Source organism: Chondromyces apiculatus DSM 436 (genome assembly GCF_000601485.1).
GTDB classification, from domain to species: Bacteria; Myxococcota_A; Polyangia; order Polyangiales; family Polyangiaceae; genus Chondromyces; species Chondromyces apiculatus.
In genome coordinates, this window is the sequence record NZ_ASRX01000019.1 from 56,497 (window position 1) to 82,019 (window position 25,523).

15 protein-coding genes are annotated in these 25,523 nt (G+C 73.7%); 7 read left to right on the forward strand and 8 right to left on the reverse strand.

Features of this window, described 5'->3' with window-relative positions; genetic code table 11:
* Positions 1 to 12 precede the first annotated feature (12 nt).
* The gene (locus CAP_RS14185) at positions 13 to 3,060 is read left to right on the forward strand and encodes an ATP-binding protein (protein ID WP_156040785.1); all 3,048 of its coding nucleotides are present in this window, start codon (positions 13 to 15) and stop codon (positions 3,058 to 3,060) included.
* 24 nt (positions 3,061 to 3,084) lie between these two features.
* On the opposite strand, the gene CAP_RS14190 is transcribed toward CAP_RS14185, so the two are convergent.
* The gene (locus CAP_RS14190; protein ID WP_052375165.1) at positions 3,085 to 3,912 is read right to left on the reverse strand and encodes a class I SAM-dependent methyltransferase; all 828 of its coding nucleotides are present in this window, start codon (positions 3,910 to 3,912) and stop codon (positions 3,085 to 3,087) included.
* A gap of 262 nt (positions 3,913 to 4,174) precedes the next feature.
* Here CAP_RS14190 and CAP_RS44575 point away from each other — a divergent pair, with 262 nt between their 5' ends.
* Positions 4,175 to 4,864 (forward strand): MgtC/SapB family protein, encoded by a 690-nt coding sequence (locus CAP_RS44575; RefSeq protein ID WP_052375167.1) that lies wholly within the window; start codon positions 4,175 to 4,177, stop codon positions 4,862 to 4,864.
* 31 nt (positions 4,865 to 4,895) lie between these two features.
* Here the strand turns inward: CAP_RS44575 and CAP_RS14200 are convergent, their stop codons facing one another.
* The 6 genes from CAP_RS14200 to CAP_RS14225 form a co-directional block, all read right to left on the reverse strand.
* On the reverse strand, positions 4,896 to 5,846 hold the full coding sequence (locus CAP_RS14200; protein WP_044240929.1) for a DNA-methyltransferase: 951 nt from the start codon (positions 5,844 to 5,846) through the stop codon (positions 4,896 to 4,898).
* On the reverse strand, positions 5,843 to 6,802 hold the full coding sequence (locus CAP_RS14205) for a penicillin-insensitive murein endopeptidase (RefSeq protein WP_081864883.1): 960 nt from the start codon (positions 6,800 to 6,802) through the stop codon (positions 5,843 to 5,845). The genes CAP_RS14200 and CAP_RS14205 overlap by 4 nt, the downstream gene beginning before the upstream one ends.
* An 11-nt stretch (positions 6,803 to 6,813) precedes the next feature.
* Entirely contained in the window at positions 6,814 to 9,555 is a 2,742-nt protein-coding gene (locus CAP_RS14210) for a 1-acyl-sn-glycerol-3-phosphate acyltransferase (protein WP_156040786.1), read from the reverse strand.
* 129 nt (positions 9,556 to 9,684) lie between these two features.
* Positions 9,685 to 10,518 (reverse strand): nucleotide-binding enzyme, encoded by an 834-nt coding sequence (locus CAP_RS14215; protein WP_044240934.1) that lies wholly within the window; start codon positions 10,516 to 10,518, stop codon positions 9,685 to 9,687.
* A complete protein-coding gene (locus CAP_RS14220) occupies positions 10,515 to 10,835 on the reverse strand; it encodes a sigma factor-like helix-turn-helix DNA-binding protein (RefSeq protein WP_231511459.1) in 321 nt (106 codons plus the stop codon). The genes CAP_RS14215 and CAP_RS14220 overlap by 4 nt, the downstream gene beginning before the upstream one ends.
* 19 nt (positions 10,836 to 10,854) lie before the next feature.
* Positions 10,855 to 11,352 (reverse strand): HD domain-containing protein, encoded by a 498-nt coding sequence (locus CAP_RS14225; RefSeq protein ID WP_044240938.1) that lies wholly within the window; start codon positions 11,350 to 11,352, stop codon positions 10,855 to 10,857.
* 297 nt (positions 11,353 to 11,649) lie between these two features.
* On the opposite strand from CAP_RS14225, the gene CAP_RS14230 reads away from it, so the two are divergent.
* From CAP_RS14230 to CAP_RS14240, 3 genes are all read left to right on the forward strand, one after another.
* Positions 11,650 to 11,979, forward strand: a complete 330-nt coding sequence (locus CAP_RS14230) for a hypothetical protein (RefSeq protein WP_044240940.1) — start codon at positions 11,650 to 11,652, stop codon at positions 11,977 to 11,979.
* A gap of 11 nt (positions 11,980 to 11,990) precedes the next feature.
* A complete protein-coding gene (locus CAP_RS14235; protein WP_063748688.1) occupies positions 11,991 to 13,715 on the forward strand; it encodes a hypothetical protein in 1,725 nt (574 codons plus the stop codon).
* A 230-nt stretch (positions 13,716 to 13,945) separates the two neighbouring features.
* Complete coding sequence (locus CAP_RS14240) at positions 13,946 to 14,410, forward strand: hypothetical protein (RefSeq protein WP_156040787.1); 465 nt, start codon at positions 13,946 to 13,948, stop codon at positions 14,408 to 14,410.
* A gap of 17 nt (positions 14,411 to 14,427) precedes the next feature.
* Here CAP_RS14240 and CAP_RS14245 read toward each other — a convergent pair whose 3' ends face one another.
* Positions 14,428 to 17,025 (reverse strand): hypothetical protein, encoded by a 2,598-nt coding sequence (locus CAP_RS14245; RefSeq protein WP_044240944.1) that lies wholly within the window; start codon positions 17,023 to 17,025, stop codon positions 14,428 to 14,430.
* Between the two features lie 424 nt (positions 17,026 to 17,449).
* Here CAP_RS14245 and CAP_RS14250 point away from each other — a divergent pair, with 424 nt between their 5' ends.
* Complete coding sequence (locus CAP_RS14250; protein ID WP_231511460.1) at positions 17,450 to 23,383, forward strand: tetratricopeptide repeat protein; 5,934 nt, start codon at positions 17,450 to 17,452, stop codon at positions 23,381 to 23,383.
* Positions 23,384 to 23,442: 59 nt separating this feature from the next.
* Positions 23,443 to 25,515: a serine/threonine-protein kinase gene (locus CAP_RS44580; protein ID WP_052375169.1), complete on the forward strand. Its 2,073-nt coding sequence runs from the start codon at positions 23,443 to 23,445 to the stop codon at positions 25,513 to 25,515.
* Positions 25,516 to 25,523 lie beyond the last annotated feature (8 nt).

A 25,523-nucleotide genomic window follows, 5' to 3' on the forward strand; every position in this document is an offset into this window, starting at 1 on the left:
GAGGGCTTTCGCGTGAACGATGAGCGATCCGGGGCCGACCGGCTCCACTTTCTGCAGGGCGGCGAGATGGGGGCGCGGATGCGCCAGAGGGACTGGTCGCGCACGCCCCTGGGTCCGGCGGACACCTGGGAACAGAGCCTCCGGGCCGCGGTGAGCATCTGCCTCGCCTCCCCCTCCCCGATCGCGGTCCTCTGGGGGCCCGAGCTGACCCTGCTCTACAACGACGCCTTCCAGGCGATCCTCGGCCCGGCGAGGCACCCTCGGGCCCTCGGGCGCTCGGCCCTCGCCGATCCCCCGGAGGTTGCGCCGCTCCTCGGGCCCGCCCTCCGGTCCGTGCTCACCACCGGTGAGCCGGCGCTGGCGACCGACGAGCGCTGCATGCTGGAGCGCTACGGCCACCTCGAAGAGACCTTCTTCACCCACGCCTACAGCGCGATCCGGCTCTCCTCCGGGGCGATCGGCGGGGTCTTCGCCCTCGTCTCGGAGACCACCGGGCACGTGCTCTCCGAGCGGCACCTGCGGCAGCAGACGGAGACGCTCACCGCCATCGACCACGTGAAGACGGAGTTCTTCAGCGGCATCAGCCACGAGCTCCGCACCCCGCTCACCCTGCTCCTCGAACCCGTGACCGACGGCCTCGCCGACGCCGAGGAGCCGCTGCCGCCGCGCCAGCGCGAGCGCCAGGAGATGGTGCACAGGAACGCCCTCCGGCTGCTCCGGCTCGTCAACACGCTCCTCGACTTCGCGCGCGTCGAGGCGGGCCGTGCCCAGGCGACGTTCACGCTCACGGACCTCGCCACCCTCACCACCGAACTCACCAGCACCTTCCGCTCGGCCATCGAGCGCGCGGGGCTCCGCCTCGTGGTGGACGCGCCCCCCTCACCGATCCCGATCCACGTGGACCGGGACATGTGGGAGACCATCATCCTTAACCTCCTCTCGAACGCCCTCAAGTTCACCTTCGAGGGCGAGATCACCGTCTCGCTCCGGGAGCAGGAGGACCGGGTGGTCGTGGAGGTGCGGGACACGGGCTGCGGCATCGCCCCCGAGACGCTGCCCCACGTGTTCGAGCGGTTCCACCGCCTGAAGGTCCCCCGCGCCCGCTCCCGGGAGGGCAGCGGGCTCGGCCTCGCCCTCGTCCAGGAGCTGGTTCGCCTCCAGGGGGGCGAGATCGAGGTCGAGAGCGACGTCCTCCGCGGGACCACCTTCCGGATCACCCTTCCCCGGGGCGCCATGCAGGAACCTGCCCTGCGCAAGCCCGCCACGCCGGAGAGGCCGACCGAGGACCAGGCCTCCACCCGCGCGGGCGCCGCGCCCTTCGTCGGGGAGGCGCTGCAGTGGACCACCGAGCCCGGAGCCCCGGCGGCGCACCTCCCGGCGCTCGCCTTCGACCCTGCCCCCGACGCGGGGTCTGCGCGCGCCCGCATCCTCGTCGCCGATCACAACGCCGACATGCGCGCGTACGTGGCCGGGCTGCTCGGCAGGCACTGGGACATCACCACCGTGCCCGACGGCGCCTCCGCACTCCGCGCCGCGCAGGACGACCCGCCCGACCTCCTGCTGAGCGACGTGATGATGCCGGGCATGGACGGGTTCCAGCTCGTCCGCGCCCTGCGCAGCGACGAGCGCACCCGCCGCATCCCCATCCTCCTGTGCTCCGCGCGCGCCGGCGAGGAGGCGACGCTCGAAGGGCTCGACTCCGGCGCCGACGACTACCTCGTCAAACCCTTCTCGGCGCGCGAGCTGATGACCCGGGTCAGGGCGCAGCTCTCCCTGTCGCGCCTGCGCCGGGAACTCGACCAGAAGCAGGCCGAGCTGCTCGCGCTGAGCCAGGACCGCCTGCGCCTCGCCGTGGAGTCGACCGGCATCGGGATCTGGGAGATCGAACTCTCCACCGGCAACCTCCGCTGGAACGAGCAGTGCAACGCCATGTTCGGGCTCCCTCCCAACATCGACGCCGATCTCGACGTGTTCATCCACCGGGTTCACCCCGGTGACCGGGAGCGCGTCATCGCCGCACTGCAGGACGCGCTCGATCCGTCGGGCCCCGGCCGCTACGAGATCGAGTACCGGACCCTGGGCTTCGGAGAGGGCCAGGAGCGCTGGATCTCCGCGCGCGGCCACGTCCTGTTCGAGGACGGCATGGCGGTGCGCTACCTCGGGACGCTCCTCGACATCACCGAGCGCGCCCAGCTCGCCGAGCGCGAGCGCCAGGCGCGCGCCGCCGCCGAGGACGCCAACCGCCTCAAGGACGAGTTCCTCGCCACCGTCTCGCACGAGATCCGCACCCCGCTCACCTCCATCCTCGGCTGGTCCTCGATCCTCGGGATGACCCCGCCGAGCCCCGCGACCCTCGCCAGGGGGCTCGCGGTGATCGAGCGCAACGCCCGCGCCCAGCAGGCGCTCATCGACGACATCCTCGACGTGTCGCGGATCGTCAGCGGCAAGCTCCGCATCGAGATCGCCCCCCTCGACCTCGTCCCGGTGATCCGTGAGACCGTGGAGGGCGTGACCACCACCGCCGAGGCGCGGCAGATCACCCTCACCTGCGCCGGGCTCGACATCCCCGCCCCGCTCACCGGCGACGCCGACAGGCTCCGCCAGGTGGTCTCGAACCTCCTCTCGAACGCGGTGAAGTTCACGCCTGCGGGCGGCGCCGTGTCCCTCTCGCTCGCGCACGACGACGGGGCGCTCACCCTGCGCGTCTCCGACACGGGCGAGGGCATCGACCCCGCCCTCATCCCCCACATCTTCGACCGCTTCCGCCAGGCCGATGGATCGAGCACCCGGCGGCACGGTGGCCTCGGGCTGGGCCTGGCCATCGTGCGCCACCTCCTCGAACTGCACGGCGGGACGGTCACCGCGGAGAGCGCCGGCAAGGGCGAGGGCGCGACCTTCACGGTGCGCCTCCCGACCCGGACTGCCCTGGAGGAGTCCGCGCCGGAGCCGACGCCGGAGCCCGGTGACCGCGTGAGCATCGCGCCTCTCTCGGAAGGCGAGCAGCGCCCCTCGGGAATTGTAGAGACGAGCGGCAAGGACAAGGGCTGGAGCGCCGCCTGAGCGCCCTACCGCGGGCGCCGCCTCTCAGGGGGCCGACCGAGGCGCCGTCTTCGCGAAGATGAGGATGTGCTGCCAGGGGAGGAACTCGTGCCTCTCCACCAGGCGAAACCCCGCCGCGTCCAGCTCGCGGATCACCTGAGCCGCGGTCATCTTGTGCTCCTCGCGGATGGGGACGCTGGGGTCTTCGCCCCGGAACTCCACGAGCGCGAGCCGCCCCTCGCCCTTGAGGTTCTCCTTCAGGCCCGCGAGGAAACGCTCCGGCGCGCTCAGCTCGTGGAAGACGTCCACCATCAGCGCCAGGTCGATCGCGCCCCGCGGCAAGCCCGTCGCGGCGTCGGTGGACAGCACGGCCGTGACGTTGCCGAGCCCCTGCTCCCGCACCGACTTGCGCAGCATGTCGAGCATCTCCGGCTGGATGTCGGTCGCGTAGACGCGCCCCTCGGGCCCCACCCGGGTGGCGATGCGCAGCGCGTGGTAGCCGACCCCTGCCCCGATGTCCGCCACCACCATCCCGCGACGGATCCCGAGGGCATCGAGCATCTTCTCGGGCTGCTCCTCCTCGATGCGCTCCGGCCTCGTCAGCCAGTCCGCCCCGAGGTAGCTCATCGTCGGCGCGGGTGTCCGGCCACGATCACGCGGCGCCTCCTCGCGGGGATGCTCGTGGTGCCCCGGGGCATGCTCGCCCGCGCGCTCGCTCTCTCGCGCGGCTCCCCGCGCCTCGACGGCATCCGCGGGAGGAGGTGCCGGCGCGGGAGCGCTCTTCTGCGAGCAGCTCCCCGCCGCCACCGCGAAGGCGAGCGCGAGGGCACGCACGAGGGCGAAGGGGAACGAGGGGCCGCGTCGTTTCGTCATGGAGAGGTCAGCGCCTCCCTGTTCTGGCCCCCCCTCGTCTGTCTGTCGAGCCCACCGCGTCGAGCCCACCGCGTCGACCCCACCGCGTCGACCCCACCGCGTCGAGCCACCGGGTCGACCCCACCGCGTCGAGCCGCCACGGCGGATCTGCGCCCTCAGGCGTCACTGCGGGTTGACAGTCCCCCCTCCGGAAGGGACACCGTGGTTCATGATGACGATCGTCACCCCCGCATCCTGGCGAGGCGCCCGGAGGGCTCCGTAGATGGGACCGCGCGCCCCGGCCGAGCTCGTCGCCCGCATCCTGGTGGGCGCGGCGCTCGGCGGCATCATCGGCTACGAGCGCGACCGCCACGGCAGGCCCGTGGGCCTGCGCACCCACCTGATCGTGGCCATGACGGCGGCCACGTTCATGGTCGTCTCGGCGCACTTCGTCTACTTCCAGGGCTACGGCAAGGACGACCTCACCGCGGTCGACGCCTCGCGCATCGCGGCCTCGGTGGTCTCCGGCATCGGCTTCCTCGCGGGAGGCGCCATCCTCCGCACGGGCGCCACCGTCCAGGGGCTCACCACCGCCGCCGGCCTCTGGCTCGTCACCGCCATCGGCCTGGCCGCGGGCGCCGGCATGTACGTCGTCGCCATCGCCGTCACCCTGATGGGCGTCATCGCGCTGACCGTGCTGCGCCGCTTCGAGGACAAGAACGACAGCGTCACACGCCAGCGGGTCTCCATCGTGCTCGGCGCGGAGGGGCGCAACGTCGGTCAGGTCATGGAGGCCGTCGGCGCCCTCGGCATGCGCGTGAACAAGATGGAGTACGAGCGGCGCTTCGACGAGAAGCGGCGCCTCACCGTGACCTTCGAGGTCCTCCTGCCCGACACCATCGGCGTCGGCGGCTTGGTCGACCGCATCGAGCAGCTCCCCGACGTCCTCCGCGTCCAGGTGCAGCACCTGTAACGCCCGCCTCGCGCTCGCCTCGCGCCCGCCTTCAGCGCTCCACAGCGGCATCCGGCGCCGGGTCCTCGTCCGCGGAGCCCAGTCGAACGCCCTCGAACTGCACGCCCTCGCGCGCGAGCCTGTCCGTCGCGGTCGCGAAAGCCAGCGCGCTCCGGTCCCCGCCCACGAACCGCCTCCCGAGCCTCGCCGCGGCCACCAGCGTGGTCCCGCTCCCGCACATCAGGTCCGCCACCACCTGCCCGGGGTGGCTCGTCGCCCGCACGATCCGTTCGAGCAGCTTCTCGGGCTTCTGCGTCGGGTAACCCGTCGCTTCCTTGCGCAGCGGCGTGTTCGCCACCATGGCCGGCACGTCGGTCCACACGCTCCCGAGCCGCCGCCCCTCGTCCGCGTGGTAGCGGTACGCCTTGCCGTTGATCACCCGCTCCCGGTAGCGCCGCCCGTCCGCGTCCACGTGGGTGAAGTGCATGGCCAGGCTCGTCGCCGCGTACGGCTCGCGCAGCGCGGGGTCGTCGGCGTTGTAGACCACCTGCCCCCGCTCCTTCGCGCTCCGCGCGTAGAGGAGCAGCGTCTGGTGGGTGATCGCGAACCCCCGCGCTCCGCGCCCGCCGTTGCCGGGCGCCCAGATCACCTCGCCGAGGTACGCCCCGCGCCCGAAGAGCCGGTCACAGAGCACCTTGGCCTCGTGCACCGCCCGGTGGTCCAGGTGCAGCCACAGGGTCGCTCCCGGGGCCATGCGCTCCCGGATGGCGGCGAGCCGTGGCTCCAGCATCGCGAGCAGCGCCTCGGCCCCCGCCGGGTCGTCGTAGGCATCCGGCCCGCTGCGCGCCGTCTTCCGCCCGCGCGCCTGGCCGCTGCCCTTCCGCGCGCTCATGGTCGTCCCGAGGCCGTAAGGCGGATCGAGGTACACCAGATCGAAGCGCACCTCCGCGGGGAGCGCCGCGCACACCGCGAGCGCGTCCCCGAGCGCGAGCAGGTGGCTCACGGCGCCGCGCCCGGCGCAGTGCCCGTCAGGTCGGGCGTCGCGGCCGCCATGAAGGGCAAGAGCGACGACGCGGCAGACGTCGGCCCTGCCGCGTCGAGCGCTCCGGGCAGGATCCCCTCCAGGATGGCGCGGCCGAGGTCCTCGTCGGGCAGCCCTCTGAGCGCCGGCAGCTCCGGCAGCCAGGGCCACCGCGGACCGCCGCCCTCGCACCCCGCGATGGTGTCCTCGGGCGCGCAGGCGATGCGCAGGTGCAGGTGATCGTCGTGCGGGGCGCTGTCCCCCGGCTGGAGGAGCACCGACTCCGCGTGCCACACCACCTCGGGGTCCTCGCCCCGCGCCCGCGCGTACTCGGTGATCAGGGCCTCCAGCCAGCGCGCCACGAAGATCCACTGCACGTCGGCTTCCGGCGACATCACCAGCGCCCGCACGAGCAGCCAGGTGCGCTCCACGTCGAGGCGGTAGAACATCGACTTGCCCGCCTTGTCTTGCTCCTCCGCGAGCCCGTCCCGCCCGTAGCGCAGGAACCCTGGCGCGCGCACCGGCAGCCCCTCGGGCGTCAGCGCGTACAGCAAGAGGTCCACGTCGCGCCCCGTGCGGTGCGACCGGTGCCCGCGGATGAAGCCGCCGCGCTCCCCCGACAGATCTCCCACCACCAGCGGGGGCCCCGCGGGCCGCGCGCGCTCCACCTCCCCCGCCGCCTGCTGCACCGCGGCCACGAGGCGCGGGTGCCCCCACCGGGCGCCCTTGCTGCGCAGCAGCACGAACCCGTCCCCGCGCCGCGGCATCTCCACGCCGCCGGTGAGCACCCCGTGGTGGGGCACCCCGATCGAGCCGCGCAGCGAGGGCGCGAGCGGTGACGGCGTCGCGCAGCCGAGGACGGCGGACGCCACGAGCGCCGTCAGCGCCGAGGCCACGAGCGAGAGAGGACGCCGAGCAAACCGGAGACGACCACCCATGAGACCCTCCCTCACCACCCCAGATCGCCGCTGCGGCGCTGGAGATAACCGGCGATGCGACCCTCGATGGTCTGCACCGCTTCCTCGGACGCGAACGACTCGGCGAGCACCAGCTTGCCCTCCTCGCGCCGCAGGTACCCCTGATCCACGAACGCCGCGAGCGCGTTCTCGATCACCGGCCGGCTCACCGCCTCGCTCCGCTCGATCTCCGCCCCGAGGAACATCTGCTCCCCCACCTGGAGCGCCCTCCCCACCAGCTCCTTCTCGGTGAGCCCGCCCTTCACCAGCACCCGCGCGGCGCGCGCGGCGATCCGGTATCCCTCCAGGAAGTTCCGCAGCACCGAGGCGTAGAACCCCACCCACCCGCGCCCGTCGAGCCCCTCGCGCCCTGGCCCGAAGCGCACCACGTCGCCGTCGAACGCGATCTCCCCGTCCTCCGCCATGGCGCGGCTCGTCTCCTCGAAGATCTGCTCGAACGGCGCGTCGGCCCGGAACATGAACTCCAGCTTGAAGAGCCGCGAGAGCGACCTCACCCGCTCCTCCAGCTCCGCGCGCGTCGGCGGGCGGCGTACGTCCCGCGCCTCACGCACCTCCCCCGCGAGCCCCTGCCCTTCCGTGTGCGCGAGCAGCGCCGTGCTGATGAGCGCCCGGTCCACGAGGAGGTGCACGATCACGTTCTTGGCCAGGTCGAGCAGGATGCGGCTCTCCTGGGGCACGGTGTAGATCACGTCGTCGCCCGTGTAGATCCGCGCCCGCTTCCGCGCCTTCCCGGTCAGCGTGTCGCCGGGCACGTGCTGCCGCACCAGGCCCCCGCGCACGTAGAGCAGCGCCGCCTCCCGCACCGCCAGCTCCCGCATCTCGCCCGAGGGCCGGGTGAGCGACGGCGCCGTGCGCGCCCCGAGCCGCCGCAGCAGCGCCGTGAGCCGCTCGCACTGGGCCAGGAGCTCCACGTGCGGCAGCCCCCGCCGGCTGTGGCAGAGCAGCGCCGTCGCCACCAGCGACCCCGGCGTCACCAGCGTCGCCCGGTTCATCTCGCTCATCACCCGGTGCGCGAGCCGCGTCACCAGCGCCCGCCGCTTCGCGGGCGGTACCGGCTCGCCAGGCGCGATCCCCACCGCCTCGCGCATCTCGTCGAGGGTGAGGATCTGGCCGAACTCCATGTTCGCGCGCCCGTACTTCTCCTGGAGCACGCTGCCGATCTTGAGCAGCTCCCCCACGCTCTCCTTCTGCTTCACGCCGCCGGAGAGCTCCCGCGCGAACGACCCCTCCTCCATCATCCGCTCGTAGCCGATGCTGATCGGCACGAACGAGATGGTCCGGTTCTCCAGCGCGAGCCCCGCCTCGACCACCATGTTCAGGAGGCCGAGCTTCGGCGGCAGGAGCTTGCCCGTGCGGGACCTCCCTCCTTCGAGGAAGAACTCGATCGCGTACCCGTCCCGGAGGAGCCGCCGGATGTAGGCATCCACCACCGCCGCGTAGAGCCGGTCCCCCTTGAAGCTCCTGCGGATGAAGAACGCCCCGGCCCTGCGGAACAGCGGCCCCACGGGGAAGAACGAGAGGTTGTCCCCCGCCGCCACCACCGGGAGCTGCAGCGCGTGCTTGCGCAGCACCCACGACATGAGCAGGTAGTCCACGTGGCTCTTGTGGCTGGGCAAAAGCACGATCGATCCCCGCCGCGCCGCCTCCCGCACCCGCTCGATGCCCTCCTTGTCGACGTCGATGCCGGCGTACACCCGGCTCGCCAGCGTGTCGGCCAGCATCTCCAGCCCCCGCAGCGTCGCCGGGTCCGGGTCGGCCTGCAGGCTGCGCAGCGTGCGCCGGGCCTTCTGTTCGAGCAGGAGGCGCCCTTCGTCCCCGGACCCCGCCAGCTCCCGGATCACCGCCTGGAGCTTGGGGCTGCGCAGCACCTCCTCGCGCACCCGGTCCGCAGGCTTCTGCGCCGGCCCCACCATCGCCCGCCGCTCGCGTTCGAGCCTCCGCAGCAGCGCATAGGTGAGGCGGCGCGCGAGTACCGCATCGTCGGTCGACGCCTCGGCGAACCGGAGCGCGCGCTCCGCACCCGCCGCCTCCTCCGAGGTCCCTGCGGCCTTCGCGGCTTCCCGTGCCTCCTCCTGCTCCGCCAGAAACGCGCCGAGGCGCACCGGCTCTCCGGCCCGGATGGCGCAGTGCTTGTAGTTGAGCAGCACCTGCGCCGCGGCGCGCAGCTCGCCGGGAAACTCCGCCGGCCCGAACAGCGTGTCGGTGAACGAGACCCGCAGGTTCCCCGGGCGCTGCGTCCAGAGGAAGGTCTGGGGGACGAGCATGATGTCCTTCCCCCGACCTGCCGCCGTGGCCTCGCGCTGCATCGCGAGCAGCGCGCGCAGCGGCTCGTCCCCTCCGCTGCGGCCGCGCTGCACGTTCCCCGGGCGGGGCAGGATCCGCTCCGGGGGCCGCTTCAGAAAGAGCACCGCCGACTGCCCTCCCTCCAGCGCGTGTCGGATGCGCTCCTCCGCCGACGGCTTCTTCAGGCTCCACGCCGGCGCCTCGACCCAGGCCCCCAGCTCGTTGGCGAAGCCGAGCGGCGGCAGCCCGAAGCGACGGGTCAGCGCGTCGAGCGCGAGCAGGTCCACGAGCGAGACGTTGCGCAGCACGTAGACCACCGGCCCCCGCGCCACGAGCGCGCGGATCGCCTCGACCCAGGCCTCGTCGACCGGGATCTGGCGCAAGACCGTGTCGTAGGCGCGGACGGCGAGCGACGCGGGTCGGAGCGGCATGCCCGAGGGAGTACCGCCGGGAGCCGCGCAGGGGAAGGGCATTGCGCTGTACCGGCCGCCCGTCCCGGCCCGCGATCCTGCAGTGCGCCCGCGGCGTGGCACGCACCGTCGGGCCCCGGGACCGAGGGGCTACCCCACGCCCTCGAAGCCTGACAGCGGATCGTAGTCCTGCTCGGGATCGTCCTCCTCTCCGGGCTCCGGCAACGCCTCCGGCTCGTCGTCGCCGTCGAGCATCTCCAGCAGGCCGTCGAAGGGGCCTGGCCGCGGCGCCTCGTCGAGGCTGCGCAGCGCGTCCATCCCCTCCACCTCTCCCGTCGCCAGGTACTGCCGGTAGGCGTCCGGATGATCCCGCGCGCAGAGCGCCTCCACCGCGCCGATGGACAGCCGCTCGATGGGCTTGCCGTCCGTGCTGCTCCGCGGCCGCGCGCGCAGCTCCCGGGGTTCGTAGACGGTCAGCTCGACGGGGGCGACGTCGGTCACGTGGTAGTGCACGTAGTCGCGGATCGCGCCGCCCTTCTGGATGGACACCTTCTCGCGCTCGTAGACCCAGCCGAGCCCGCGCAGGTGCCGGTCGAGCGCCTCCTCCGCGGCCGGGAACACGTGCAGGTCGACGTCGCTGCCCCGCCGGATGTGCCCGGTGGAGACCGAGCCGATCAGCCGCGGCGAGAACGGCGCGAGCGCCCGCATCGCCTCCAGCGCCACGATGCGCAGCGCGAACAGGCGGCGCGTCCGCTGGCTCCCCTCCGCGTGCTCGGAGAGCACCAGCACCGCGTCGCGGATCTCCCCGTTCGAGGGCAAGTCGGCGGGCCTGAAGCGGGTCCGCTTGCCCTCCACCCGCCCGAGCACGCGCTTCGCGGCGATGCGCTTCGCGGTGAAGTACTGGTCGACGCCCTCGTCCACCATGAGGCGCGCCGCCTCCACGGTGATGCGCCCGCGGACGCCGCCGTAGCGCTCCGCGCTCATCGGGCACCCTGCGCTGCGGCGCCGCCGAGGGCCTGCCGCAGCCGCTGCATGGCGCCTCCGATCAGCCGGCCCCCGCGGGGCGCGCCGAAGAGCCGCTTCTGCACCACCTGCTGCGAGATGCCCAGCCGCCGCGCGATGTCGCCCTGCGACAGGCCCTCGAAGAAGTAGGCCTCCACGACCTCGCGCTGCTTGTCGGTCAGCGCCGAGGCGACCGCATCTCGCACCGCGTCGCAGAGCGCGGCGTGGCCCGGGGGCTCGGGCTCGTCGGCCCAGAGGCGACGCTCGTCGCTCCAGCGGTCCGCGTCGGCGCGGAGCACCTCCCTGCGTGCCTTGCGCTCAGGTGAGCGGCTCCTTTCGCAGGTCATCGCAGGGGGCGGGGTCGCCGGAGGGGCCGAGGAGGTCGAGGTCTGCGCCGTCGAGCAGGAGCGCCACGGCGGCTTCGGGGCTCAGCACGGTCGCCGCGGGCGAGCGGCCACCGACGTCCCAGCGCCGGAGCCGCCCGAGGTCGGCGAGCGCGCGGGTGTTCCTGAGGCGCCGCTTGGTCACGCCCGGCGCGCGCAGGAGGTGGAGGTGGTGGCGCACCAGCCACACCCCGCGCGGGCAGCAGAGGTCGGAGAGCAGGTCCGCGCCTTCCTCGGCGTGGTCTCTGGTCGCGAAGGCCTTGCCGACGTCGTGGAGCAGCGCGGCTGCCCAGAGCACGCGGTCGTCGGTGTCGCGGCGGGCCAGGTCGAAGACCTGGAGGGAGTGGTAGAGCGCGTCCCCTTCGGGGTGCCAGCGCGGGTCCTGCGGTACGTGGTCGAGGGCGAGGAGAAGGTCGAGAAATTCCTGGTGCATCGGGCTGGGGGCGGCTGGGCCACCCGCGAGGCGCGGGCGCGTGGTGCCCCTTCACCCAGGCGCGCGGTCACACCCACCGGCAAGACCGCCACCCCGGGCGCGGCTCAGGATAGCGCCCGGACCCGATAGCCGCGACCCCTCCCCTCGTCGGGTTGGTGTGCCTGCATACCGTGACAGCGAGCCACCTGGCCGTATTTCCGTACCACCTGGCCGTATCGCCGTACCACCTGGCCGTATCGCCGTACCACCTGGCCGTATCACCCGTGCCACCTGGCCGTATCGCCGTACCACCTGGCCGTGTGGCTCGCCCTGCTGGTCGTGGCACCGGCCCTGCTGGCCGTGTTGGTCGTCCTGCTGGTTGTGGTGCTGTCCCTGCCGGCCGTGGTGCTGTCCCTGCTGGTCGTGGTGCCGTTCCAAGAACGCTGGCACGACCGACACGGCCAGCAGGACGACCGACACGGCTGGCAGGACGACCAACACGGCTGGCAGGACGACCGACACGGCTGGCAGGACGACCGACACGGCCGGCAGGACGACCAACACGGCTGGCAGGGCGAGCCATACGGCCAGCGGGTGCGGAAACCCGGGGCTGCAGGATGCATCGATCCGGGCGCCGATTCGAGCTAACACCACGCGCCATGAAGCCGGCAGCGCCGCGGCCCGGGACGAACGAGGCAAACCGTCAGCAGAAGCTCCGGATGCCGGGCTCGCGCAATGACGAGGACCCGTCGGAGGAGGGTTCGGACCGCTTCGCCTGGAAGGGGGCAGCCCTCGTGGCGGTGGCGGTGGCAGGGCTCGTGGTGTGGCGTATGTGCTCGCCAGGGAGCGAGGAGAAGGCGCCGGACGGCTCGATCCGGGCAGCAGGGACCACGAGCGCCACCGCGAAGGCAGCAGCGCCGCCGCGGTGTGCGGCCGCAGCTCCGCCCTTCGTGGTCGACGCCGAGAAGAGGCCGCGCAAGGCCACAGGCGACAAAGTGACGCCCGAGGAGGAGCCGGAGCCCGAGCAGCTCGCGCCGTTCGCGGTGGAGGTGGGGCGCGGGGCGGCGTTCGAGGGTGGGTTCGCGGTGGGGGCGCTGCGCGAGGGCGAGGGGGGCGCGATGGGGATGGTCGCGTTCGTGGGGGCAGACGGCGCCGGGGGGAGGCTGGTGCGGCTGACACGGTCGCGCGGGGATCTGGAGCCTCCGGCCGTGGCAAGCGCGGGCAAGGCGGTGATCACGGCGATGCTCGAACCGAACGCGGGGGGCCGGGCGATCCGGGTGGCCAAGGTGGAAGGGGACCAGGTGACCTGGGGGGCGGAGCTGGCCGAAGGGCGGGACGAGTCGCTGGCGCTCGACGTGGCGACGTCGGGGGCGCGTGCCGTGGTGGTGTGGGACGACGTGACGCGGGACGGGAAGCGGTCGCAGATCATGATGGCGTCGCTCGACACGGCGACGCTGCGGTCGGTGACGAGCCCGAGGCCGATCTCGGTGCCCACGGTGGACGCGGAGGTGCCGCGGCTCCTGTCGCGCGCGGGCGGGTACTGGCTGGTCTACATCGCGCGGTCGGACGAGCGCGCGGGAGGCGCTGCCGAGGGCGGCGCACGCAAGGGCGCGAAGGGGAGCGATGGGGCCGGCGCTGCCAAGGGGGGGACGAAGGCAGGAGCGACGGCGAAGGCAGGGGCGAAGGCGGGGACGAAGAAGAACGCAGAGCGCTTCGAGGAGGTGCTCGACGAGGATACGGAGGCGCCCGGGGAGATGATCGCTTCGCAGTGGCTGGAGGTGGTGCCGCTCGACGAGACGGGGTCGCCGGCGGGCAGCGCGCGGTCGGTGACGCCGCGGGACGGGCACGTGCTGGCGTTCGATCTGGCCGCAGGAGACGAGGGCTCGGTGCTGATCGCCTACCGGGACAACGACACGCCGAGCGGGTCGAGCGGCGGGCGGGTGAGCATGCTCTCGGTGGGGCTCGGGCGGGTGGGCGAGGCGCAGGTGGTCGCCGGCGAGGAGAAGACGACGCCGGGGAGCGGTCAGGAAGGCGTGGTGAGCGGGGTGCCGTCGGTGCTGCCCGGGTGGCTGTCGGTGGCGAGCGCGACGGGGGCGACGCTGCTCGCGGCGCTCGGGGGGCAAGGGGAGATCCTGGACGGGCTCGCCACGGAGGCGGTGATCGGCGGAGGAGAGCCCATCGCCGCTGCTGGAGGGTCACTGCTCGTGGCGCGGCCCGCAGGGACGGCGGTGAAGCTCGAAGTCCTGAAGTGCATGCGGGGCGCGAAGGCGGAGCCGCCGCCGCAGCCCTCGTTGCCGTCGGTACCCGAGGTGGGGGATCCGCGTGGGCCTGCTCCCGGCGAGCCGAGCGAGGAGCGGGCACCGCCTGCACCGGCAGAGGAGTGACGCGCGGCGCGCCGGCGTGTGGGCAGGCGCGCATGCGGGCATGCGGGCGCGCGGGCATGCGATGAGGAGGGTCTTTGAGGTCCTCAAATCGCGCGGCTCGGATGACGGCAACGTGGCGTGACAGGCTCAAATTTGCGGGGTTTTCGTCGACTGCTGCGGCGCTCGCACCTGCTCGTGTGCGATCAATGGGCTCAGGCGCGGCCGACCCGCGCAACCACCAGGGAGCCTTCATGAGCCTTCGTTCTTCCAAGCCTGCTTCGTTCGTCTCCTGCCTCCGCTACGGAGCGCCCGCGCTGCTCGCCGCCGGCGCGCTCGCGGTGGCGACCTACACCGCGGCCCCGCCCGCACATGCCAGCGAGACCTGCAAGAGCGTGAAGATCAAGGTGATCAACCACGTCAAGAACGCCTCGGGGAATTACCGCGACATCAAGGTCCTCAGGGCCATCTACCTCGATGGCGGCACCTGGCGGACGGAGCAGCTCGCGAACAAGATCCTCACCGCGAACGGCGGCACCTGGACCTGGGTGGAGAATCTCGGCAACGTCCGGGATGAGAACACCCAGATCAAGATCGTCTTCCAGGTGGACACCGGCGGCAGCACCTGGTCGTCCGAGGAGACCTCCAACACGGGGACGGCGAGCGCGGTGTGCTCCGACGGCTCGACGTACACCAAGGATCTGGTCGGGACCTACTGACGCGCCGCGGCGGCGCGTCAGGCATCGCCGAGCTGGACGTCGGCGTCGAGCCGGTAGCCATCGCTCTGCTTGACGAGGCGATCGCCGAGGCCCAGGCGCCGCAGGGTGGCGATGGCCACGTGGACGCGGTGCATGCCGGCGTCGTGGGAGATGCGCTCGGAGGGCCACCCGGCTTCGAGGAGCGATGCCGTGGAGACGCCCAGCCGAGGGTCGCGGGCGTGGTGCGCGATGAGGTGCGTGAGCACCTGCCGCAGCGGGGCGCGCCGGGAGAGATCGCACCTGCCGGCGCCGTCGACCTCGAACCAGGAGCCGTCCCGCGCGGCGACGAGGAGGTGACGGCCCTCGGGCCGCGGGGGGCGCCGGGGGTCGACGTCGACAAGCGGATCGGCGTCGACGAGCGGGAGGACGAGCCGGATGGCGTGGCGCACGTCGGAGGAGCGGCGCGCGATGGGCTCGGCGCGGGCGAGGCGGGCCGCGGCGCTGGAGGGGTCGAGGAAAGATTCGAGGACGTCCGCGAGGGGGAGCAGGTTCGGCGAGTCCGAGTGCGCGGCGTGCGCCCGGGCCTCGGCGAAGGCGTCGCGGGCGGCGGCGCTCTCGCCGAGGCGCGCGAGCACGGCGCCCAGGTTCGCGAGGAAGACGCCGAAGCGGTAGTGGTCACCCTCCCGCCGCGCGCGGGCCACGGCGCTGGTCAACAGCGCGCGCGCGGCTTGCCAGCCCCCGGCGTGGGCTTCGAGCACGCCGGTGTAGCCCACGACGGAGCGGTGGAACCAGTCGTCGCCCATCGTTTCGAGGAGCGCTCTGGAGGCCTCCAGGCAGGGGCGCGCGGAGACGGTGTCGCCCTCGTCGAGGCAGAGCAGGCCGTACCAGTGGCGGGCGACGCCCTCGACGAAGGTGTCGCCGATCTTGCGCGCGAGGGCGAGGGCGCGCTGCAGGCCCTCGCGGGCCTCGTCGAGGCGGCCCAGCTCGTGGCAGGTCACGGCAGAGAGCGCGGTGAGGGCGGCCTCGTGGTTCTCGTCGCTGTGGGCACGGGCGAGGGCGAGCCCGCGGGAGAAGCTGTCGAGCGCCTGCTCCATGGAGCCGCGGGCGAGGTGCATGATGCCGATGGAGCGGAAGAGGAGGTCGGCGTCCGGGTCGATGTCCCGGACCAGCGGGGGGAGGCGCTGGAGGCCCTCGTCGAACTGGCCGCGGCTGATCATCACCACGCTGAGGACCGCGAGGAGCTGGCGCTCGATGTCGCCGTGGCCGAAGACGTCGACGATGCGCTGCGCCTCGGCGACGTCGGCGAGCGCGCGGTTGACGTCACCGAGGCTGGAGTGGGCGTGGGCGCGCGCGACGAGGAGGAGGCCGCGGAGGCGGAAATCGTCGAGCGAGCCCGGGGCGGCGAGCACCCGAGTGATGCGCTCGGCGTGGCTGCGGAGGGGGCCCCGCGCGCGCACGAGGGGGTCGAGGCTCAGCGCGAGGCGCGCGGCCTCCGCAGCGTCGCCGGGGAGGCTCTGCTCGCAGGCGGCGGCGATGTTGCGGGCGTCGAGCGCGAGCAGGGCGAGGACCTCGGCGCGAGGGCGGCCGTGGGCCTCGGAGATGTCGGCGGCGTGCCGGGCGAAGTAGCCGGTGTGGAGGGCGAGCGCCGCCTGGGTGTCGCCAAGCTCGTCGAGCTTCTCGGCGGCGTAGGCGCGGATGTTCTCGTAGAGGTAGAAGCGGGGGTGGTCCTGGGCCGCGGGCGTGCGGCCGAAGACCACGAGGGAGGCCTCGCAGAGGGCTTCGAGGACGTCGACCGCGGTCGTGCCGCGAGGTCCGGGTCCGACAACGTGCTCGAACGCCGGCAGGGAAAAGGATGCCTGGAAGACGCTGGCCCTGGCGAGGCCGCGCCGCTCCGCGTCGCCGAGCGCTTCCCACGAGGTGTCGATGGCGTCCCGCAGGGCGCGGTGACGCGAGCCGAAGGCTTCACGCTTCGCCCGCAGGAGATCGAGGCGGGACTCGATGCGCGCGAGGAAGTCGCCTGCCCCGAGCACGCGGGCGCGGCTCGCGGCGAGCTCGATGGCGAGCGGGAGGCGGTCGAGGCGCTCGGTGAGCGCGGTGATGACCTCGGTGGAGTCGGCGACGGGGCCACCGCGGACCGCGAGGGCGCGTTCCCGGTAGAGGGTGATGGCGCAGGCGCTCGTGAGCGGGCCGATCTCGATGCAGGTCTCGGCAGGAAGGTGGAGCGGCGAGCGCGAGGTGGCGAGGAACCTCGCGCGGGGGGCGAGGGTGAGCCATCGTTCGAGCAGCTCGGCGGCGGGCGAGAGCGCCTCTTCGAGCTCGTCGAGGACGACGAGGAGCGCCTCCTGCTGCGCGAGCCAGGTGTCGATCGCGTCGCCAGGCATGGCCAGCACGTGGCCGACGGCGCTCGCGATCTCCTCCACGGTCCGCGCTCCGGCGACGGCGCAGAAGACAGCGCTCGGGAGGGCCTGCGTCGCGAGCCGGATGGCGAGCCGCGTCTTGCCGGCGCCCGGCGCGCCGAGCAGGGTGACGAGCCTGCCTCCGCGCGCAAAACGGTCCACGATCTCCGCGATCTCGGTCTCCCGGCCCACGAAGCTCGTCACCTCGCGCGGGACCCGCGCGGGGACCGGGTCAGCCACCGCGCACCGCTGGGCTCAGCATCGCGCCGGGGGGGCTGCACAGCCACGAGGCCGCGGGGGAGAGGGCTCCGTGAGGAGCAAGAGGGCTCCCTCCCCCAGGGGGCCAGGTCGAGGCGGCATGCACGGGAGCATAGTAACGCACATGCCCCCCTGCCTCCCCTCGATGTGCATCACGGCCATGAGGACGCTGGGCGATCAGGGGCACCACGGGGCAGCGCTGGTGCGGGGATGACGCACGCCTCACGAACCGGAATCAAGGGGAGAATGGCGTGATGAGGAGGAACCCTCGGGTGCGGTGGCAAGGAAGCATGGGGACGGGAGAGAGAACGAGGGAGAGAACAGAAAGGGTGCGGCGCGGGGAAGTACGGGGCGAGATGCCGCCTTCCCTGGATCCTCCAGGGGGGCGTTGTGTAGCATCCGCGCCGTGGGCCAGGGCAACGACCAGCACGACGATATCGAGCGTTTGAGCTTGTCCGACCTGGTCTCGGAGGTGGGCTGGGAAGAGGGCAAGTCGGGGAAACCGCCAGGCATGACGGCGGGTGCGGTAGGTGCGACGGGTGCAGCAGGCGGGCCCGGAGCGCGGCCGCTGGGACCGCCGCCGATGCCGCCAGCGCCACCGCGGCGCGAGGGCGTCGCCGGTCCGCCAGCGCTGCCGCCGCCTCTGCCTCCGCCGAAGATGCCGCCGAAGCTCGCGCCCAGCGCGGCGCCGCCGGGGCTCGATGGCACGATGGCGACGCGCACGCTCTCGGCGCCGAAGCCGCCGGGGACGCGTGACGAGGGGACGCCGGCTCCGTCGCCGCCGAAGCCGTCGCTCGGGGCGACAATGTCGACCCGGATCTCGCGCGGTGCCGGGACGTTCGGGACCTCGACCACGGCAGGAACGACGGGTGCGTCAGGTGCGTCAGGTGCGTCGGGCGCGTCAGGCGCGTCGGGCGCGTCAGGTGCGTCAGGTGCGTCGGCGAGACCTGCGCCGGGTGGGCGGCTCGGACCGCAGACCCTGGGCACGCAGGCGACGGTGATGCAGACGGCGGTCGCGCCGATGCCGCCTCACGACACGGCGACGCGGGGGATGGAGCCGCAGCGATCGCCCGTGTCTTCGCGGACCGGGGGAGAAGAGCTGGGTCAGCGCCACCCGGCGTCCTCCGACGTGCCGGTCGCCGACGAGCTGCGGGGACGCGCGGAGCGGCTGCGGGAGTCGGACCCGGTGGCCGCAGCGCGCGCGCTGGTGGAGCTCGGCATCCTCGAAGAGCGGGTGCTGTACGACAGGCCGGGGGCGCGCCGCTCGTACGAGCGGGCACGGAAGCTTTGTCGGACGATGGAGCCCGCGGTGAGCCGGCTCCGGCGGCAGGTGGAGAGCCGCGCGGAGCTGCCGCTCGCGCTGGAGCTGGTGGAGGATCAGCTCCGGACCGTGGACGGCGAGGCGGCGCGGAGCGATCTGCTCGCGGAGCGGGCGCGGCTCTGCGACGCGCTGGGGCGGCCCGAGGAGGCGCGGGAGGCGTACGGGGAGGCGCTGAGGCTGTCGCCGCTCCACGCGGCGTCGCTGCGCGGGCTGGAGGTGGTGCTGCGGCGCGAGGTGGCGCGGGGGCGGGACCAGACGCTGGCGGGAGAGCTGGCGGCGCACCTGGAGCGGCTCGCGGACGCCTACGCGCCGGGGCGCGAGAGGCCCGATGGGGACACGCGGCTCGCGGCGTGGCTGCACGTGGAGCGGGCGCTCACACTGGATCGCAAGCTCAGCAAGCCGGACCTGGCGCTCGCGTCGCTGGAGGCGGCGGTGGCGTTCGATCCGGCGCCAGGGCCGGTGCGCGATGCGCTGCGGCGCCACCTGATCCGGCACAACGGGATGGTGGGCCTCGTGAGCGCGCTGAGCGTGGAGGCGGAGCAGGAGCGCGACGATGCGCGCGCCTCGCGGCTGCTCTACACGGCAGGGAGGCTCCTCGTCGACAAGCTGCGCGCGCCGGCCGATGCGGTGGCGCTGCTGTCGCGGGCAGCAGGGAGGGCGCCCTCGTCGTCGCCGACGGCGCGGCGGGCGCTCGCGGAGCTCCTGCGCTTGCTGGATGCGAGCGGGGCGGTGGAGGCGGCAGCGGCGGTGCGGCTGCAGCAGCTCGCGCTGCTCACCGACGAGGAGGCGATCGTCCACGAGCAGGTGCGGCTCTCCGAGATCTACGAGGGGCTCGGCGAGCCGGAGCGGGCAGCAGGGCACGCGGGGCAGGCGCTGGGGCGGGACCCGCACGACATGGCGACGCGGGAGCGGCTCGACCGGGCGCTCGCGCGGCTCGGGCGGGACGACCAGCGGGTGCAGACATGGATGGAGGTGGCGAGCTCCGACAGGTCCGCGTCCGTGCGCGTGAACGCGCTGATCCGGGCGGCGGAGATCTGCGAGCGGCAGCTCCGGAGGCCGGACGAGGCGGTGGCGTACCTGCGCGCGGCATGGGTCGTCGACCCCGGCAACGGGCCGGTGTTCGATGCGCTGTCGGCGCTGCTGTCGCCGCGGCCGGTACCGATGCCCGAGGACGAGAACCCGTCGCGCTCCCGGTCGGGGGCGTGGCGGAACGAGGAGGATCCGCGGGGGGTGCGCGCGCGGCTCGACCTGTACACGCAGGCGGCGGCGACGACGCAGGACGCGGCGCGCAAGGTGGGGCTGCTCGAGAAGCTGGTCGCCATCTGGGAAGACGAGCTGGGGCAGCCGGCGCGGGCCATCGAGGACATCGACCGGATCCTGGAGATCGATCCCCAGCGGCGCACGGCGATCCTGGCGCTGCAGCGCAACGCGGCGCGCGCGGGGGACGCACAGCGGCTGGCGCGGGCGCTGTGCGCAGAGGCCGACCTCACCGGCGACCGGGAGCTGGAGCGGCGCCTGCTCCTGCGCGCCGCCGACATCACCGAGGGTCGGCTCGGAGACCGGGACCGGGCGTCGGCACTCGTCGATCGGGCGCTGGCGATCAACCCCGACGACGTGGATGCGCTGCGGGCGCGGGCGCGGATGAACGAGCGCGCGGGCCGCTACGAGGAGGCGCGGGCGGCGCTCCTGCGGTTGATCATGCGGGGGGCGCGGGACGGGGCACCCCCGGGCGAGTCGGAGAACGCGTTCGCGCTGTGGATCGAGATCGCCGGCCTCGACGAGCGGCGGTTGATGCGGCCGAAGTCCGCGGTGGCGGCGTACCGCGAGGCGGCGCGGCTGAAGCCCCGTCACCCGCTGCCGCGGCTGGAGATCGCGCGGCTCCTCCGGGAGACCGGGGATCACGAGCAGCTCGTGGCGGTGCTCGGGGGGCTCGCGGGGGAGGCGCAGGATCCGGAGGACGCAGGGCGCCTCTGGGTGCAGGCCGCCGAGGTGCAGGAGCTGGTGCTGGGACGCGACGACGAGGCGCTGAAGAGCCTGACGCGGGCCGACAGCGCGCTCGCTGAGCGGGGGGGAGACCCGGCCATCCTGGAGCAGATGGAGCGCATTTACCTGCGCGCCGACGGGCACGGGCCGGGGGTGTGGGGGCGCCCGGCATCGCAGGCGGCGCCGCGCGCGGAGGCGGAACTCGCGGCGCTCTACGGGCGGTGGCTCGAACGCAAGCCGCCGGCAGCGGTGGACCACGGGATCCGGGTGTCACTGGCGCACGTGCTCGCCGCGGCCGACCCGCGGGAGGCGGTGGAGATCCTGCAAGGGCTCATCGCCGTGGTGCCGTCGCACGTGCCGGCGCTGCGGCTGCTGGAGCAGCTCCACCGGCTCGTCGACGCGCCGACGTCCCTGGCGGCGGTGCTGCAGGCCGAGGCCGACGTGCTGATGTCGAGCGCGGCGCGGGCCGGGGCGCTCTGGGAGGTGGTGAGCCTGGAGGAGCAGGTCGGGCCGGGCGCGACGCTGGAGGCGCTGGAGCGCATCCTCCGTGACGCGCCGAAGGACACGGCCGCGCTCTCCGCGATGATCCGGGTGGCGGGCAAGGTGGGCGGAGGGTCGGTGGCCCACCCGGCGGCGCTCACGGCGCGGGGGCTGCTCCTCGATGCGCTGCGGGCGCGCAAGGAGCTCACCCCCGATCCGGTGGGGCGGGCGCTCTACCACATCGAGGAGGCGGTGCTGGCCGAGGCACACGCGGAGACCGACGTGTCCTCGGCGCGGGCGGCGCTCGCGGGCTACCGGAGCGCGCTGTCGCTGTGGCCGGAGAGCTTGCTGGCCGCGCGCGGCCTCGACCGGCTGGCGCAGCTCCTCGGGGACCGGGGGAGCATGATCCTGGCGCAGACGGCGCTCTCGCGGCTGCTCTCGGGAGCCGCGGCGCAGGCGGCGCACCTGGTGCGCGCGGCCGAGCTGACCGCGGAGGAGCAGGGCGGAGAGCCGCAGGCGCGCGCGCTCGATCTGTACGAGGAGGCGCTGCGCATCCACCCGGACAGCACGGCGGCGGCGCGGGCGGTGGCGCACATGCTGGTGGCGGAGCCGGCGCGGCTCGCCGACCGGCTGGGCGGCGCGCTGGAGAAGGCGACACACCCGGACGCGGTGGTGCTGCTCGGCACCGAGATCGGGCGGGCCATCCTGCGGCACCAGGGGCGCGGTGGCGCGCCCGAGCCCGGGGTGGGGATCGCGGCGATGCGCCGGGTGGTGGAGGTGACGCCGGACGATCCGGAAGCGCTGCTGCTCCTCGCGCGGCTGCTCACCACACAGCGGGTGTGGGCGGAGGCGCGCGACACCCTGAAGCGCTCGGTCATCGCGGCGCCCGACGCGGAGACCAAGGTCACCGCCTACTTCCTGCTCAGCGATCTCTACGAGGGGCCGCTCGCGGACCTGCCGCTCGCGCTGGAGGCGCTCCAGGCGGTGCTGCTGCTCGAGCCGAACAACCGGCTGGCGCTGGAGCGGCAGCACAAGATCGGCGTCACCCGCGGCGACCACGGGGTCATCCTCCACGCGCTCGGGCGGCTCGTGGACATCGCGCCCGACGCGCCGAGCCGCGCGGAGGCTGCGCTGCGCCTCTCGGACGCGTGCCGCGAGGCGGGCGACACGGCGGGGATGGTGCGGTCGATGTGCGACGCCGTGGTGAGCGCCCCCGCCGATCAGCGGGCGTGGACGGCGCTCTCGCGGCTGTACCGCACTGACACCACGGACGGGGCGATGGCCTACGGCAAGGCGCTGCAGCAGCTCCTCGACGTGGCGTCCTCGCGGCGGCAACCGCTGGAGCCGCGCTGGTTGACCACGCTGGGCCTGCTCGAGGTGAGCAGCCTGGGGAGGGCGCGCGAGGGCATCGCGCACCTGCAGCAGGCGACGGTGATCCCGGGGGCGCCGCCGGAGACGCGGACGGCGCTCGGGCGCGGGCTGGAGGTGGCAGGGAGGAACGGGGAGGCCGTGCAGGTGCTGCGCGAGGCGCTCTCGTCCGATCCGGAGGTCTTCGCGCGCGCGGCGGACCTGAGCCTCGCCCTCTCGGCGATGGAGTCGTCGCTCGCGAAGGAGGGGCGCACCGAGGAGCGCCTCGCCGTGGAGGAGGTGCGGGCTTGCCTCGGGGAGATCACGCCGGACCGGGTGATGCGCCTCCGGTCGCGGCGCCTGCCCGCCGAGGCGCTCCCTCCCGGCGTCCTGGCCGGCAAGGAGGTGAACGACCTGCTCGTGCCCGAGGCGCAGAACGCGATGGTCGACGTGGCCGTCGCGCTCGCGCCGGTCGCCGCCAAGGCGATCCGCTTCGAGCTGAGCAACCTGGGCATCGGGTCGCGAGAGCGGGTGAGCCCGCGCGACGGACACCCGACCCGGATCCTCGCCGAGCGCATGGCGCGCGCGCTGGGCGTCGAGGCGTTCGAGCTTTACCTGTCGCCGGCCTGGCAGGGCGCGGCGCGGGTGTACCCGGGAGATCCGCCGGCGCTGGTGGCGGCGACCTCCTTCGTCGAGCTGCCGGAGCTGGAGCAGGCCTTCGCGCTGGGCAGGCTGCTCTCGCGCGTGGCGCTCGGGTTCACGTTCCTCGACGAGATCTCCATCGAGGCGGCCGACGGGATGCTCCTCGCGGCGATGCGCACCCTGGAGCCGGCGTTCTTCTCGGGGGAGCTGACCCACGCCCGCGAGCACGCGGCGCAGCAGATGCTGCCCTCGGTGCAGCGCGCGATCGGGAGGCGGCAGCGCAAGCAGCTCGAAGAGCTGGTCGGGAAGGTCAGCTCCGCATACGACCCGCGCACGTTCACCATCGGCGTGCGGCGAAGCGAGTATCGGATCGCCTACATCCTCTCGGGGGATCTGCTCGCCGCCATCGACTACCTGCGGCGGTTCGACAGGGAGATCGGCCGCTCCACCGAGGAGCCCCGGGTGCTGCTCCAGCACCCGGTTACCAACGAGCTGATGCGCTACGCGCTCACGGGTGACGCCTACACCGAGCGCCGGCGCACGGGGACGGTATGGGCGAGCGTGTGACGAGAGCAAGAAACGCCGTGCGCGCGGGGAGCTACCCCCGCCAGACAGGAATGTGACACGTGGGGCTTGAGCTCACCGACGGCACCATCATCGAAGGACGATACCGGCTCGCCCGCGTCCTCTCCGCAGGCGAGATGGGCGTGGTGTGGTCGGCGGTTCGCCTCGACGGCGGTCCTCCGGTCGCGCTCAAGCTCCTGAGCCCCCCGGCGAGCCTGGGACCCGACAGCGCCCAGCGCCTGGTCCGGGAAGCGCGGGCCGCGGCCTCGGTGAGGCACCCGAGCGCGAGCACCATCCACGAGGTGCTGACCCTCAACGACGGCACGCCCGTGGTGGTGACGGAGCTGCTCAACGGCGAGTCGCTGCGCGCGCGGCTCCAGCGCGAGAAGCGGCTCGACCTGCCGGAGCTGGCGCGCATCCTCCTGCCCGCGATGTCCGCGGTGGGCAGCGCCCACGCGCAGGGGATCGTGCACCGCGACCTGCGCCCCGAGAACATCTTCCTCGTGGAGCCGGGGCGCGGTCAGGTGGGCAGCGCCCGCATCAAGGTGCTCGACTTCGGGATCACGCCGCTCACCACGGTGGATGGCGCTGCGGCGCGCGCGGCAGGCCTCGACGGGCCGGGGACGCTGCTCGGCACGCCCCACTACATGGCCCCCGAGCAGGTGCTCGGCGCACCCGACGTGGACCACCGCGCCGACGTGTGGTCGCTCGGGGTCATCCTCTACGAGGCGCTCACCGGGATCCGGCCGCTGGAGGGCTCGACCACGGAGAAGATCCTGAAGCGCATCCTCGCCGGGACGGTGACGAAGGTGCGCCTCGTGGCGCCTCAAACGCCGACCATCGTGGCGATGATGGTCGAGAAGATGCTCACGGTCGATCGCGAGCAGCGCCCCACCTTGCAGGAGGTGGGCAAGGTGCTGAACCGCTTCGGCAACATCACCTTCCGCCCGTTTGGACCGCCGGCGCCAGCGCGCTCGCCCTCGGGGGAGTTCCCGGCGGTGGAAGGTCCGCGGCTCGTCGCGCCCTCGCCAGCCGCGGGCGACCTGACCAGCCAGGCCGTGGCGCACCTCGACAGCCTCACGAGCGCGGTGCGCGAGGAGAACGCCAGACGCGAGGCTGCGGCGGCAGAGCAGGCGTCGGACACGGCCGGTGCCCCCGCGGAGGCCAGGGAAGCCGGCTCCGGAGGCGAGGTGTCCTCCGCGAGCCAGGCGTCGGGGGCAGCCGGTGGAGAGGCCGCGCCCGAGGTGACCGCCGGGCATGCAGCAGGAGCCTCGCCCGCGCACGCAGGACCGGCACGCGCGCCTGCGCCGACACTTCCCAGCGGCACCGCGCTCTCGGGCGCTGCGCTCTCGGGTGCCGTGAAGGCCGACCCGGTGACGGGCGATGTCGCGACAGGGACGGCTGAAGGAGCGACGGCTGCAGGACCGACGGCTGCAGGACCGACGGCTGCAGGACCAACGGCTCCAGCGGCCGGCGCACGCACCGGAGACGCGGAGGCGGCGGGCACAGCGGCCGAGAAGCGCACGGGTGTCGCGAATGCCGAGGCCGAGATGGCGACGGCGGTTGCTGCGACCGCGGTCGCCCACGAAGCCGATCTGCCAGCGTCGCCCGAGACCGGCGCGGCGGCGGAGATGCCGGCACCTCCATCCCGAGCGCATCGCTCGACCCCTCCTCCGGCGCCGCCGATGCGCTGGCCCACCCTCGTCGTGGGTGGGCTGGTGCTCGTTGCGGGCGCGGCGCTCATCCTGTGGTGGCAACGCCCCGCTCCAGCCCCGTCCGGCCCGTGCCCGGCGGGGATGACGCAGGTCTCGCCAGGGCTGTGCCTCGACGAGGCGGAGGTCACCACCACACGCTACGAGGCGTGCGCTTCCCGCGGGAGCTGCCCCGCCCTGGCCCCTCCACCCTCCGGGGCTCCCTGTGCAGGGAAGGCGTCCGCGGACCAGGGGCCCTCCGTGGTGGCCCACTGCGTGCGCCGCGATGAGGCGGCAGCCCTGTGCCGCTCGGAAGGCAAGCGGCTGCCTTCACAGGACGAGTGGAGCCGGGCCGAGTCCCTGGTGGGCAAGATCCCCTACCCGTTTGCGCGCCAGGATCCGGCCGGGTCTTTCCGCTGCGCGGCGGCGCCGGCAGCGCGCTGAGCGAGAGG